The 15,168-nt window shown below is 44.0% G+C and carries 8 protein-coding genes; 1 reads left to right on the forward strand and 7 read right to left on the reverse strand.

Annotated features, from left to right (window positions below; translation table 11 throughout):
- On the reverse strand, positions 1–5,151 hold a 5,151-nt coding region (locus POW22_RS10410; protein WP_272832606.1), incomplete at its 3' end, for a DUF7507 domain-containing protein.
- A 100-nt stretch (positions 5,152–5,251) separates the two neighbouring features.
- On the reverse strand, positions 5,252–5,752 hold the full coding sequence (locus tag POW22_RS10415; RefSeq protein ID WP_272832607.1) for a hypothetical protein: 501 nt from the start codon (positions 5,750–5,752) through the stop codon (positions 5,252–5,254).
- 393 nt (positions 5,753–6,145) lie between these two features.
- On the opposite strand from POW22_RS10415, the gene POW22_RS10420 reads away from it, so the two are divergent.
- On the forward strand, positions 6,146–7,747 hold the full coding sequence (locus tag POW22_RS10420; RefSeq protein WP_272832609.1) for a peptide chain release factor 3: 1,602 nt from the start codon (positions 6,146–6,148) through the stop codon (positions 7,745–7,747).
- Here the strand turns inward: POW22_RS10420 and POW22_RS10425 are convergent.
- The 5 genes from POW22_RS10425 to rpoC form a co-directional block, all read right to left on the reverse strand.
- A complete protein-coding gene (locus POW22_RS10425) occupies positions 7,738–8,613 on the reverse strand; it encodes a hypothetical protein (RefSeq protein ID WP_272832610.1) in 876 nt (291 codons plus the stop codon). The genes POW22_RS10420 and POW22_RS10425 overlap by 10 nt on opposite strands.
- A 7-nt stretch (positions 8,614–8,620) precedes the next feature.
- Positions 8,621–9,400, reverse strand: a complete 780-nt coding sequence (locus POW22_RS10430) for a hypothetical protein (RefSeq protein ID WP_272832611.1) — start codon at positions 9,398–9,400, stop codon at positions 8,621–8,623.
- Between the two features lies 1 nt (position 9,401).
- On the reverse strand, positions 9,402–10,139 hold the full coding sequence (locus POW22_RS10435; RefSeq protein WP_272832612.1) for a hypothetical protein: 738 nt from the start codon (positions 10,137–10,139) through the stop codon (positions 9,402–9,404).
- A 303-nt stretch (positions 10,140–10,442) separates the two neighbouring features.
- Positions 10,443–10,760 carry a DUF3467 domain-containing protein gene (locus POW22_RS10440; RefSeq protein ID WP_272832613.1) on the reverse strand — a complete coding sequence of 106 codons (318 nt, stop codon included), beginning with the start codon at positions 10,758–10,760 and terminating at the stop codon, positions 10,443–10,445.
- Positions 10,761–10,827: 67 nt separating this feature from the next.
- Positions 10,828–15,129: a DNA-directed RNA polymerase subunit beta' gene (gene rpoC, locus POW22_RS10445; protein ID WP_272832614.1), complete on the reverse strand. Its 4,302-nt coding sequence runs from the start codon at positions 15,127–15,129 to the stop codon at positions 10,828–10,830.
- Between the last annotated feature and the right edge of the window lie 39 nt (positions 15,130–15,168).

Genomic DNA, 15,168 nt, shown 5'->3' on the forward strand with positions numbered 1-15,168 from the left:
TGTTGGATCGTCTTCCAATACAGAAGAATCATCAGAATCGTCTTCTACAACTGAGCTGTCTGGAGCCGTTCCTTGTGCTAGCGCTTGGTTGCTTACAGAGCCGTTGTCAATATCATCTTGAGTGATGGTGTATGAACCTGTGTAGGTCCAAGTCTCAGTTACGTCTAACTCACCGTCAGCATCCGTATCGCCTGAAGCGAACGTGATGGTTCCTACAAGTGGATCAGTCACTGTTACGCTGGAAAGGCTAACGTTTCCTTGATTAGTCACTGTAAAGGTATAATTGATAGACTCACCGTCATCAGCACAACTATCTGCATCACCGTCAACAAATACGCCTGTCTTAACTATTGCAATAGCTGCATCACTACAAAGCGTGCTTACTGTTGGATCGTCTTCCAATACCGAAGAGTCATCAGAATCATCTTCTACTACAGAGCTGTCCGGAGCCGTTCCTTGCGCTAGCGCTTGGTTGCTTACAGAACCGTTGTCAATATCGTCTTGAGTGATGGTATAGGAACCTGTATACGTCCAAGTTTCAGTTACATCAAGTTCTCCATCAGAATCTGTATCTCCAGAAGCGAAAGTGATGGTTCCCACTAATGGGTCTGTCACCGTTACACTCGATAGGCTTACGTTTCCTTGGTTAGTTACCGTGAAGGTATAGTTGATCGACTCACCATCATCCGTACAATTGTCGGCATCAGCGTCTACAAAAACGCCAGACTTTACAATGGCAATTGCTGGGTTTTGGCATAGATCAGTTACGGTTGGATCGTCTTCCAATACAGAAGAATCATCAGAATCGTCTTCTACAACAGAGCTGTCTGGAGCCGTTCCTTGCGCAAGCGCCTGGTTGCTCACAGAGCCGTTGTCAATATCGTCTTGAGTGATGGTATAGGAACCTGTATACGTCCAAGTTTCAGTTACATCCAGTTGCCCATCGGAATCTGTATCGCCAGAAGCGAAAGTGATGGTTCCCACAAGAGGATCTGTCACTGTTACGCTGGAAAGGCTCACGTTACCTTGGTTAGTTACTGTGAAAGTATAGTTGATGGACTCGCCGTCATCAGCACAGCTGTCTGCGTCACCATCTACAAATACACCAGACTTTACAATGGCAATGGCTGGATTTTGACACAACGGAGTCACTGTTGGTTCATTTTCTAAAACAGAATCGTCATCAGAGAAGTCGCGTACAATACCTGTTGGTGAAGTCCCTTCTGCCTCCGCTTGATTGCTTACCTGACCGGCATCAATATCACCTTGAGTAATGGTGTATGAGGCGGAATAAATCCAAGTCTCCGTCACATCCAATTCCCCATCAGCATCCGTATCACCAGAAACAAACGCAATTGGCGCAATTAAAGGATCCGTTACACTAACATCCGTAAGGCTAACATTTCCTTGGTTGGTAACAGTAAAGGTATAGTTGATAGATTCTCCTTCATCCGCACAGTTATCGGCATCACCATCTACAAAGACACCTGTCTTTACAATAGCAATGGCAGCTCCCTGACACAGCGTAGTCACTGTTGGATCATCTTCAAGAACGCTGCTGTCATCAGAATCATCGCTTACAGCGGTGTCTGAAGTGGTTCCGTTTGCAGTAGCTTGGTTGGTCACTGTTCCTAGATCAATATCATCTTGATCAATTACATAGCTTCCGGTATATACCCAGCTTTCTGCAATATCTAATTCGTTATTTCCGTTGGTATCACCACTGGAGAATGAAATTCCAGCAACCAATGGATCCGTAACACTTACTCCAGTAATTGGCGTATTTCCTTCATTAGTTACTATAAAGGTGTAGTTGATGGATTCACCTTCATCGGCACAATTATCTCCATCAGTGTCCACAACAATTCCAGTCTTCACTATTGCGATGCAACTGTTAATGATAAACACAGGCACTGAAGTAGTACAACCGTTAGCATCCTCAACGTCTACCGTATAGTTACCAGGTGCTAGATCAACAAATGATCCTGAACTCACAAAAGCACCGCCATTAAGACTGTACTGGTATGGTGCAGTACCGCCTGAGGCGCTTACCACGACAGATCCTAAAGTAGATCCACAAACAATATTTACCTGAGAGTCAATTCCTGCACTAAGTCCAGCAGTTGGTTGTCCAACAGTATAAGTTTGGCTCAACATACAACCGTTAGCATCTTCAATATCTACGGTGTAATCACCAGCAGCCAAGCCGCTGATATCCTCTGTAGAAGCACCGTTACTCCATGAATACGTATAAGGAGCTGTTCCTCCAGCTACTGTTAGATCAATAGCTCCAGTTGCTTCTCCAAAACAAGCAGCATCTGTAATGCTTGCTGATTCAGAAAGAGCTGCCGCAGGTTGTGCTACAGTATAAGTTTGACTCAACATACAACCGTTGGCATCTTCAATATCTACAGTGTAGTCGCCGGCAGCCAAGCCGCTGATGTCTTCTGTAGATGCTCCGTTACTCCATGAGAATGTATAAGGTGCGGTTCCTCCAGCTACGGTTAGGTCAATAGCTCCAGTTGCTTCTCCAAAACAAGCCGCATCAGTAATGCTTGCTGATTCAGAAAGAGCTGCAGCAGGTTGTCCTACTGTGTAAGTCTGGCTCAACATACAACCGTTGGCATCTTCAATATCTACAGTATAATCACCTGCAGCCAAGCCGCTGATGTCCTCTGTGGAAGCGCCGTTACTCCAAGAGTATGTATAAGGAGCTGTTCCTCCAGCTACTGTTAGATCAATAGCTCCTGTAGCCTCACCGAAACAAGCAGCATCTGTAATAGCTGCTGACTCGGAAAGTGCAGCGGTTGGTTGACCTACGGTATATGTTTGACTCAACATACAACCGTTGGCGTCTTCAATATCAACAGTATAAGAACCAGCAGCCAAGCCACTGATATCCTCTGTAGAAGCACCATTACTCCAGGAGTATGTATAAGGAGCTGTTCCTCCGGCTACCGTTAGATCAATAGCTCCTGTTGCTTCTCCAAAACAAGCCGCATCAGTAATGCTTGCTGATTCCGAAAGTGCCGCAGCAGGTTGCCCTACTGTATAGGTTTGGCTCAGCATACAACCGTTGGCATCTTCAATGTCTACGGTATAGTCGCCTGTAGCTAAGCCACTAATATCTTCGGTTATTGCTCCATTACTCCAAGAATAGGTATAAGGAGCGGTTCCACCAGCTACCGTTAGATCGATAGCTCCAGTTGCTTCTCCAAAACAAACCGCATCTGTAATAGCTGCAGACTCAGAAAGTGCAGCAGTAGGTTGCCCAACTGTAAAGCTCGCAACACCATCAGAACATCCGTTAGCGTCCGTTACTGTAAGCTCATAAACTCCTGCAGCCAAGCCGCTAAGATCTTGTGTGGTCTCTCCAGAATCCCAAGAATACGTATATGGAGCAGTTCCACCAGTAACAGAAACGTCAATCGCACCTGTGTTTTCTCCGAAACAGGCCACATCTGTAATATCCGCTGTAATTTCCAAAGCCTCATTTGGCTCAGAAACAACAATCGCAGAAGTGGTTACATTATTACAACCATCGGCATCAGTAACAGTTACGGTATAGGAACCAGCAGCAAGGCCGCTGATGTCCTCAGTAGTCGCGCCATTACTCCAAGCATAGGTATAAGGTGGAGTTCCCTCGGTCACGGTGATGTCAATAGCACCGGTAGAATCACCAAAACACAATACATCTGTAACTACAGACGCTACTTGTGGCGGTGAAGGAATGTTAATGGTAGAATCCGCTTCAAGTGGATCTAAAATACATCCGCTACCGTAAGTACCTGTGTAAGTCAACTCACCTCTGAAGTCTCCTTCAAAAGGTGCTGCCCCAGAATAAGTAAAAGTTCCGCTTAAAGAAGTAGCCGTACCCACGGACACATCGTTAAGGAAGAACTCCCATTGGAAACTATCACTCAATGAAGCACAATCTCCCTCATCAAAAGTTCCTGTATAAATAATATCATTGGTACACCCATCGCGCTCAATGCTTGCCGTGATCTCCGGACATGGCACACAAATATCTGGGTTGTTAAAGACCTGAGAGGCTACTTCACAATTGGAGTCTTCATAATTAATGACCCCAACTCCAGAAGTATTAATTCCGCAGACATCAGAGGTCGCAGAAACTATGGAATATTGCAGGGTGATGGTTTCTGCAACCACCTCATCCACAAACCAAGACACCAATTGACCGGCATTAGTTGCCGAACCTTTACTGGCTACAAAGGAACCAGGTACAAACGCAAAACTGGAATCGATCACATCAGACACCAAGGCTTCACCAGGAAGCTGGCGCGCTGCAGCAACCAATTGTCCAAGAATAACATCATAGATCCCAGAAAGATCCGCATTGTCCTCTGTAGAAAAGGCTCCTGAATTCTGAATCCCGTCTAAGGTAGACAAAGCTGTTGCTTCCTGAGTACCAGAAATGGCCCCAATAAGGCCAATTGTAAATACGTTTTGTTCAAATACTTCTCCTCCAACAGTGGTGGTTTGCGCGTTAACACCAGCGGTGATCGCATCGTTAATACAGCTACTAGAGGTGGCTGCACTACTACATGATCCTCCAGAAGCGTTTCTTGTTGGAACCCCATCCGTTAAGAGAATGATGCTTCTTGAGGTTGCACAATCAAAGGTACCGTTGTTGATCAATTCATTATCTGCTACTTGAATTGCCTGAGCGATATTGGTCGCTCCACCGGTGGTTATGGCGTTAATTGTTGAAATCAGAGAAGCTTCTCCACTGCTTCCCGTAAGACCTTGATCTAAAGTCGCAGAACCGGCATAACTAACAATAGCTACTCGGTTCAAACCTGTCGGGTTATTGGCAGGATCAAAGAAGTTCTCGATAAAATCGATTGCTGCTTCCTGAGCAAAGTCAATGGGCTCTGGAACAGGACCGTCATCCATACTACCGGAACGGTCAATGATCAACACAACTTCTTGCGGTCTAGCTGGTGGATCACCTGTGATTTCTAAAGTAATATCGAACTGATTACAAATAGTACCGTTTTCGACCGCGACTTTGTTGATCGTGATCTCTTGGCCCACAACGCTATTTGCAGATAACAAGAAAAAGAGCAGCGTGAACAAGACGGCTCCAAGAGATTTCTTGAGGTTGGTGTGAGGTATTGGTTGTTTCATAAGTGTTCTATTTCATTAACGGCCAACGAAACCGATTAAAGCGTTATTTGTAGGTAGTAAAGATTTGATCCGGATCGATTCCGGAGGGGAGAAAAACGGACTATTCCTCAGAAGGGTCCGGTACGAATACACGAAGCAATTGCGTTGCCGCAACTGTCCCGCATTCCATATCTATGGCATTGATCTCGATACAACTCCATCGATTAAAAGGAGTACCCGCTGGTACTTGCACATCTACCTTGAAGGTTTTCATCTGTCTTGGACTCACTTCCATTCCCGTAATCACCTGACTTGAAAAAGAGGTGTCGGCGAAACTGACATCCAAAACCACATTCTCTCCTAAATTGGCTTTATTAGGAGTGGAACAAGGAGTGCTTGAAAAAGTTGCAGTGAATCGGTAGCTCTTGGTGCGCGAAGTTGGATTGGATAATTCCAGCGTAAAGGCTGTTCCATCTTCATCTGCCGTACCGACATTCTTTTGATTCTGTGCTATAAGATCAGCGCTGCAGTCTTGTGCAAAAGTTGCTTGCGAAAAGAGCAAGACTGCTAGGGTAACGAGCAAACGAAGTCTGCACGCTAGCGTGGGGTGTGAGGTTGTCATAATTGAGCTATTAATTGGAATCGGTTTGAACTAAGAGTGTCCTTGCCAAAGTTTTATCTCATTGAAATCGATTCACTTAAATGGTTTATACTTAATTAGCTGATGGTTAAATGTAAGTAGGAATTCCACTACTAAAATTGAATTTTAACAACTTTTAGCTCAACGGGGTAAAATTATCGTTGAATTACATGAAAACCGTAAATTTCAAGTGGATTTTTGTAGGACATTATTCGACTAAAATACAGGTAGATACACCTAGATAAAGGAAAAACCCTGTTGTAAATGTCAGAAATAACGTTTCGAATTTTAGAGACAAATATTTCAATGCCTGTCCTAAAGTTCTGCGAACTACAAAATGTATATTTGCAACCGATAAAGTTTACACCCTGACCTATGAGTCTTAAGAAAGAAATCGCGAGAAGACGCACTTTTGGAATTATCTCCCACCCGGATGCGGGTAAGACTACCTTGACTGAAAAACTCCTTTTATTTGGAGGTGCGATTCAAGAGGCGGGCGCGGTAAAATCCAACAAGATCAAAAAGGGCGCCACCTCTGACTTTATGGAGATTGAACGCCAGCGTGGAATCTCTGTTGCCACCTCTGTTTTGGCTTTTGAGTACCAAGGAACCAAAATCAATATTTTGGACACCCCAGGTCACAAGGATTTTGCAGAAGATACTTTTAGAACGCTTACGGCTGTGGATAGTGTAATTGTCGTGATTGATGTTGCCAAGGGGGTTGAGGAACAAACAGAAAAACTAGTTTCTGTTTGTCGCATGCGAAACATTCCGATGATTGTATTTATCAATAAGTTAGACCGAGAAGGTAAAGATGCCTTTGAACTTCTGGATGAGATTGAGCAAAAACTTCAATTGAAAGTGACTCCAATGAGTTTCCCTATCGGAATGGGTTATGACTTTAAAGGAATCTACAATATTTGGGAAAATAATGTGAATCTCTTCAGCGGGGATTCGCGAAAGAATATTGAAGAGACCGTAGAAATCAATGATCTGGATGATCCGGCTCTTGATGCATTGATCACTGAAGATGCAGCCGAAGTGCTTCGTGAAGAACTTGAATTGGTGACCGGGATCTATCCGAATTTTGATAAAGACGCTTATTTGGATGGACAATTGCAGCCTGTATTCTTCGGATCGGCATTAAACAACTTCGGAGTTCGTGAACTCTTGGATTGTTTTGTTAGCATTGCTCCTACGCCACGCCCAAAAGAAAGTGATACGCGCTTGGTGAAACCTTCAGAAGATGCCTTTAGTGGATTCGTATTTAAGATCCACGCCAATATGGATCCCAAACACCGTGACCGTTTGGCATTTGTAAAGATCGTTTCCGGAACCTTTGAGCGCAACAAACCGTATCTGCACGTAAGACAAGGAAAGAAGTTCAAATTCTCCAGCCCGAATGCCTTCTTTGCAGAGAAAAAGCAGATTGTAGATTTTTCCTATCCAGGAGATATTGTTGGTTTACACGATACCGGGAATTTTAAGATCGGCGATACACTGACTGAAGGAGAAAACATGCAATACAAAGGTATTCCAAGTTTCTCGCCAGAGCACTTTAAATACATCAACAATGCAGACCCTATGAAATCCAAACAACTGGAAAAGGGAATTGACCAATTGATGGATGAAGGTGTTGCCCAGTTATTTATTTTGGAACTCAATGGAAGAAAGGTCATTGGAACTGTGGGAGCCCTGCAGTTTGAGGTGATCCAATACCGTTTGGAACACGAATATGGCGCAAAGTGTTCCTATGAAACGCTCAATGTTCACAAAGCTTGTTGGGTAGATCCTAAGGATCCTAAAAGTGAGGAGTTCAAAGAATTCAAAAGAGTCAAATCAAAATACCTGGCTAAAGACAAACGCGGACAACTGGTTTTCTTTGCAGATTCTTCCTTTACCTTGCAAATGACACAACAGAAATATCCTAATGTGACGCTGCATTTTGTAAGCGAATTTGAATCCAGTTATTCGTAGTAATGCGCAATGATCTGAAGCTCGTCGTTATCAGATCCTAAGAAGGCCTTTATTGCCCCTACACTGGCTACATCGCCTACATAAACGCGCCCAACAAACAAGGCAACATAGGTACCAGGCCCTAAACGCACATAGTCCGATCCTGTATTTTTAAAGTTTCTGTAAGCTCCGTCATCTTGATCGGTATTGGTGTAGAACTGACCGTTCAAAGCCAATAGACCGCCGTATTCCAAACAGGTAGTTCCAGAAGAGTTCATGCTGATACACCAAGGACCACCGTTGATCGGGGTTCCGGTTGGATCATCCAATTCATAGGTAATTGCTGGACCTGCATAGGGATCCGTAGGATCTGTTACCCGTCTGAAATAAACACCGGTTTGTATGATTCGCGCTTGACCATCTTGAATACGATTGTCTGCAGCGGGCGTTCGTGTCTTGTAAATAGACCAGGAAACAGAATAATTGACCTCCACTATGGCGTTATTGGTCAAGGTGAACTGTGCAGAGGCAAAATCATTAGGTTCTCCGGCGAGTTCATAGCCAAAAGCGGTTCCTACTTGATTGATTCTATTATCGGAAGTTTCTGCATCGACCAAATAATTCTCAGCATCAACCAATAACTCCAATCCGACCTTCCCGTCATCATCCAAGACCAAATCACCATTGGAATCCACATAAACTCGGGTGGTCAAGCCTGCTCCAAGGTTTGTGGTATTGTTGGTACTGTTCAAACCGTCAATCATTACTGTAGCAGCTGCGCCGCCTATATCCAAGGTCTGCTGGGGATCATTGGTGTTAATCCCGACCTGTGCATGTGTTGTAATTGCCGTAGCAAATGTTATAATACTCAATCCGATCTTTTTCATAATCCTCTTAATTAAAAACCCGAATCTTTAAGAAATCCTCCGCTCCACCAAAACCAACGCTGGTATAACTGCTTGCACTGTCTTGTACAATACCATATAAATAAAGTGTATGTGTGCCTGCTGGAGCCTTAAAGTTTGCGATACCATTGATGTAAGCATAACCCTGTCCTCCCGCGTTATTCGAGAGAAAATATTGTCCATTATAACCGTAAACACGACTAGATTCTAATGCATCGAGGCCGTCACTGTTTAGATCGACTACAAAATAAGTTTGGAAAACAACACTTTCTGAATTGTCTGGATAGGCACAAGGACTGCATCCTAAATTAAGGTCGCTACCTGCAACCCAAGCACTTACGGCATATTTCAGTTCAATAATTCCTCGAACTGGAGTCGTAAAAACCACCTGAGCTATTCGGTCTTGAACTGCAGATTCGCCTGAGTCATCACTATTCACAACAGCACCTCTACCAAAGCCGTTAGCATCTACGTTGTCATCAATGAAGTTGGGTACTTCAATCAAAAAGTTTAGCGGTTCTTGTCCGCTGGCTCCTGTACCATTACCCAAAACAATATCACCGTTTCCGTCCACAAAGACCGGCGCTAGATTCACCCCATCATTGTAGGTGGGATTATTGGTTGCATTTAAGCTTTCAATTCTAACTGTTCCCGCTGGATCCGCCACATGTAGATCAGCACTTGGCGTTCGGGTTCCTATACCCACTTGAGTATATCCCAAGACAGGCAGCAACACGATCAGATAAATATAGGTTCGTAATCTTTTCATCCTAATACAATCGCATATAAACAAAATCCTTTCCCGTCGCAAACTCCACATAGGTTGATTTGGAGTCTGTTGTACTGGAATCTGAACTCAAATTGGAGCTCACCAATCCCATAAAGCTCACGGTGTATCGTCCCGCGGCTGGTAATGTGATATAGGTGGAGCAACTGTTGAACATTCTCCCTACTTGCGAGTTTGAGCTTCTGCTGGAATAACTCTTAGACGAGGGTCCGTATTTACGCGTATCCCCGCTAACCATTACGTAATTCTCTATCCTGCGAGCGACCTTATCGTTGATCACATCTTTAAGAGAGCTCCCATAGATCTCAAAACTAATTCCATACTTTACCTCTAGTATAGCCGCACGATTCACAAAAATGGTATAAGTCCCTATGGCAGCTGCTTCTTCTCCGTCAGGATCTGAAGCACTGAGCGTTATGGATCTCCTTGATGAACTGGAATCATCAAATACGTCTGTTGCACCTGAAGTCTGGAGTTCTAAAGTGAACGCACCGTCACCATCTACATAAAGCGGATAGGTATCGTCGGTGAGATCACCATTGCCGTTGGCGTCGCCGCCGTTCTGATCGTTGTTAATATAATTCAAGCTTTCCACGCGCATGGTGCCCGTTGCACCTGCGATATGTAAGGATTGCCTAGGATTATCAGTATTGATTCCTATTTGAGCAAAGCCATAGATCCCCGAACTAAAAACAAGTGCAAATGTTAAGTAGTTTTGCAACACGTTTAAAATTATAAATACTAAAATCGAGTCTATTCGCTAACTGGGGGAAGGGGGTAGTTGGGGGGGATAATTAACGAATGTATTTCCGTGTGGATAGTAGGTATATAAAATTAGACATTAAATTCATATCAAATCTTAACGAAAACAAAACACCCTTCTCAAAATCGACAAAATCATCGATATTTTCGATGATATAACCAATTTCAAGAAGGGTACTACCTAAATTCTTACAAATTTAAAGGCTTATTCTAAATATAGAAGATCGCTTTTATAGAGTAAAAGCGTGTTTCAATAGCCGTTTTAAGCTTCTCCTGTAGGGCCAAAGTTTAGCGGGATAGGCGGTTGCTCCACGTCCTTGATAGCACCATTAGCCGCTTCAAAACGCTTGATGTTCTCACCCAAAGCCTTGTGAAAACGCTTGGCGTGTTGTGGGGTTAAGATGATACGGGCCTTTACCTTACTCTTCGGCGTACCCGGCATAATGGAGACATAATCAATAACAAATTCTGAGATGGAATGGTTGATGATCGCCAAGTTGCTGTAGATTCCTTGAGCCACTGATTCATCCAACTCAATATTGATCTGTCCTTTTTTCTGATCGTTATTATTATCGTTCATAATAGTGTTTATAAACACAGAATCCCGCTATAAAACGGGATTCTGCAAATTATTTATTGAACAAGGATTAGTTGTAGTTAACCTCTTGTTTTTCTTCAGTCATTTGTTCCAATTCCTCTTTAGAACCGACGATGATATGATCGTAATTACGCATACCAGTACCGGCAGGAATACGGTGACCTACAATTACATTCTCTTTCAAGCCTTCTAGGGTATCTACTTTACCGCTTACCGCTGCTTCGTTCAACACCTTAGTAGTTTCCTGGAAGGAAGCCGCTGAGATGAAAGACTTAGTTTGTAGCGATGCACGTGTGATACCTTGTAGGATAGGAGTCGCTGTTGCAGGTACTGCATCACGAGCTTCAACCAAGGCTTTGTCTGCACGTCTCAAGATAGAGTTCTCATCTCGCAACTGACGTGGCGATACGATCTGACCTTCTTTCAAGGTTTCAGAATCACCAGCGCTAGATACTACCTTCATTCCAAAGATCTTATCGTTTTCTTCAATGAAGTCGTATTTATGCGTCAATTGGTTCTCTAAGAAGATGGTGTCTCCTGGATCGTTGATCTTCACCTTACGCATCATTTGACGTACTACTACCTCAAAGTGCTTATCGTTGATCTTCACCCCTTGCAGACGGTATACCTCTTGAACTTCGTTCACTAAGTACTGTTGTACTGCAGATGGGCCCTTGATCTTCAAGATATCCTCTGGAGTGATAGAACCATCAGAAAGTGGCATACCGGCGCGGATGTAATCGTTCTCCTGTACCAGGATCTGATTAGACAGCTTCACCAAGTATTTCTTAATGTCACCTAATTTAGATTCTACAATGATCTCGCGATTACCACGCTTGATCTTACCAAAAGATACAACACCGTCAATCTCACTTACCACTGCAGGGTTTGATGGGTTACGTGCTTCAAAGAGCTCGGTAACTCGTGGAAGACCCCCTGTAATATCACCCGCTTTCGCAGATTTACGTGGAATCTTAACCAAGATCTTACCAACCTTGATCTTCTCGGCATCGTCTACCATAAGGTGAGCCCCTACTGGTAAGTTGTATGAACGGATCACTTCTCCTTTAGCTCCACAGATCTGAAGTGTTGGGATCAGTTTCTTGTTTCTCGATTCAGAGATCACTTTCTCTTGGAATCCGGTTTGTTCGTCAATTTCTACTTGATAAGTAACACCTTGTTCGATATTCTCGTACTTGATCTTACCAGCAAATTCTGAGATGATCACACCGTTATATGGATCCCATTGACATACTACATCACCTTTCTTAAGGCTCTGTCCGTCTTTCACAAAGATGGACGATCCGTAAGGGATGTTGTTTGTACTGAGGACAATTCCAGTTTTCTTGTCAACCACTTTGATCTCAGAAGTACGAGAGATCACGATATCAACTTCGTTTCCTTCTGCGTCCTCTCCCTTAACGGTCTTCAAGTCTTCGATCTCGGCCTTACCGTCAAACTTCACGATGAGTTTGTTCTCTTCTGAGATGTTTCCGGCAATACCACCCACGTGGAAGGTACGTAGAGTAAGCTGTGTACCAGGCTCTCCAATAGACTGAGCAGCCACAACACCAACAGCTTCACCGATCTGTACCATCTTACCAGTCGCCAAGTTGCGTCCGTAACACTGTGCACAGATACCTTTTTTAGCCTCACAAGTCAAAGCAGAACGAACCTCTACGCTCTCTACTGGAGATGCATCAACTCTCTTGGCAACAGCCTCGTCAATGTGATCGCCAGCGCCTACCAACAATTCGTTAGTTAGTGGGTCGTAAACGTCGTTAAGTGAAGTACGTCCAACGATACGCTCGCCTAGAGACTCCACTACTTCTTCGTTCTTCTTAAGTGGGGTAACCTCTACTCCGCGAAGTGTTCCACAGTCGTGCTCGTTAATGATCACATCCTGAGACACATCTACCAAACGACGAGTCAAGTATCCAGCATCCGCCGTTTTAAGGGCCGTATCCGCAAGACCTTTACGCGCACCGTGCGTAGAGATAAAGTATTCTAAGATCGATAGTCCTTCCTTAAAGTTAGAAAGGATCGGGTTTTCAATAATTTCACCACCTCCAGAGTTCGATTTCTTCGGCTTGGCCATCAGACCACGCATACCCGTCAACTGACGGATCTGCTCCTTAGAACCACGCGCTCCAGAATCAAGCATCATATATACCGAGTTAAACCCTTGCTGATCTTCACGGATACGCTTCATAGAAAGCTCCGTCAAGTTCGCGTTGGTTGCGGTCCAGATATCAATTACCTGGTTGTAACGCTCGTTGTTGGTGATAAGACCCATGTTGTAGTTAGCAATGATGCCGTCTACTTGCTCGTTCGCGTCGTCAATCATGGTGTGCTTCTCCTGTGGAATAATGATATCCCCAAGGCTAAACGACAATCCTCCTTCAAAAGCGAACTTATATCCAAGGTCTTTAATAGAGTCTAAGAAATCAGCAGTAGTAGGCACGTCAGTTACTTTCAAAATACCACCAATGATATCACGTAAGGATTTCTTGGTCAATACTTCGTTGATGTAACCGGCAGCCTCTGGTACTTCCTGGTTAAAGATCACTCGACCTACAGTCGACTCAATAACTTGGTATACCAATTCTCCAGCTTCGTTGAAGTCTTTTGTACGGATCTTGATGATCGCGTTCAAGTCAACTTTCTTTTCGTTGTAAGCGATTACAACCTCTTCTGCAGAGTAGAAGGTCAAACCTTCCCCTTTAATTGGGTGCTCTTTAGTGGATTTACGTGGCTTGGTCATATAATAAAGACCCAATACCATATCCTGAGACGGTACCGCTACTGGAGAACCGTTTGCTGGGTTCAAAATGTTGTGAGAGGCAAGCATCAACAGCTGTGATTCCAGAATTGCTTCTGGCCCTAGTGGAAGGTGAACCGCCATTTGGTCACCATCAAAGTCCGCGTTAAATGCCGTACACACTAATGGGTGTAACTGAATCGCTTTCCCTTCGATAAGCTTAGGCTGGAACGCTTGGATACCCAAACGGTGAAGCGTAGGAGCACGGTTTAGGAGTACTGGGTGTCCTTTAAGAACGTTCTCCAAGATATCCCAAACTACAGGCTCTTTCTTATCGATAATCTTTTTAGCCGATTTTACCGTCTTCACGATACCACGCTCGATCAGTTTACGGATCACAAACGGCTTGTATAGTTCTGCGGCCATGTTCTTAGGCAGACCACATTCGTATAGTTTCAATTCAGGTCCAACAACAATTACCGAACGCGCTGAATAATCCACACGCTTACCGAGTAAGTTTTGACGGAAACGTCCTTGCTTACCTTTAAGCGAGTCAGAAAGTGATTTCAGTGGACGGTTAGAGTCTGTTTTTACTGCGGATGACTTACGGGTGTTGTCGAATAGCGAGTCTACAGATTCCTGTAGCATACGCTTCTCGTTACGCAAGATCACTTCCGGAGCTTTGATCTCCACCAAACGCTTCAAACGATTGTTACGGATAATCACACGACGGTAAAGGTCGTTCAAATCCGAAGTTGCGAAACGTCCACCATCTAGTGGTACCAATGGACGTAATTCTGGTGGGATCACCGGAACTACCTTCATGATCATCCACTCAGGCTTGTTTTCGCGATTGTTGTTTGCCTCACGCAAAGCTTCCACCACTTGCAAACGCTTAAGGGCTTCTGTTTTACGCTGCTTAGAAGTTTCGTTGTTCGCTTTGTGACGCAGATCAAAAGACAAGCTGTCTAGATCAATGCGGTTCAACAATTCGATCAAACACTCTGCTCCCATCTTCGCGATGAATTTGTTAGGATCAGAATCTTCTAAATACATATTCTCCTGTGGAAGGGTATCCAATACATTCAAATACTCCTCTTCAGTAAGGAAGTCCATTTTTTGTAACGGCTCTCCTTCTTCGTTTTTGGCGATACCTGGCTGAATAACCACGTAACGCTCATAATAGATAATCATATCCAACTTCTTGGACGGCAATCCAAGAAGGTATCCGATCTTGTTCGGAAGACTTCTGAAGTACCAGATGTGCGCAACAGGTACAACCAAGTTGATGTGACCTACACGATCACGACGCACTTTCTTTTCGGTAACTTCTACCCCACAACGGTCACAAACGATTCCTTTGTATCGGATACGCTTGTATTTTCCACAGGCACATTCATAGTCCTTTACAGGTCCAAAAATACGCTCGCAGAACAGTCCGTCGCGTTCGGGTTTGTGGGTACGGTAGTTGATGGTTTCTGGTTTCAATACCTCTCCGCGAGATTCTGCCAAAATAGACTCCGGCGAAGCCAAACCAATAGAAATCTTGTTGAATTTCTTTACCGTGTTGTTATCTTTATTTCTTGCCATAATGCTAATATGCTATGCTAATTTAATGCTAAAGTGAGC

Source organism: Gilvibacter sediminis (assembly GCF_028561565.1).
Taxonomy (GTDB): Bacteria; Bacteroidota; Bacteroidia; order Flavobacteriales; family Flavobacteriaceae; genus Gilvibacter; species Gilvibacter sediminis.

What these genes read in the sequence shown, in the direction of transcription:
- POW22_RS10425 (WP_272832610.1), bottom strand. Translation starts at nt 8,613, where the DNA reads ATGAAAAAGATCGGATTGAGTATTATAACATTTGCTACGGCAATTACA.
- POW22_RS10430 (WP_272832611.1), bottom strand. Translation starts at nt 9,400, where the DNA reads ATGAAAAGATTACGAACCTATATTTATCTGATCGTGTTGCTGCCTGTC.
- POW22_RS10420 (WP_272832609.1), top strand. Translation starts at nt 6,146, where the DNA reads ATGAGTCTTAAGAAAGAAATCGCGAGAAGACGCACTTTTGGAATTATC.
- POW22_RS10415 (WP_272832607.1), bottom strand. Translation starts at nt 5,752, where the DNA reads ATGACAACCTCACACCCCACGCTAGCGTGCAGACTTCGTTTGCTCGTT.
- POW22_RS10440 (WP_272832613.1), bottom strand. Translation starts at nt 10,760, where the DNA reads ATGAACGATAATAATAACGATCAGAAAAAAGGACAGATCAATATTGAG.
- rpoC (WP_272832614.1), bottom strand. Translation starts at nt 15,129, where the DNA reads ATGGCAAGAAATAAAGATAACAACACGGTAAAGAAATTCAACAAGATT.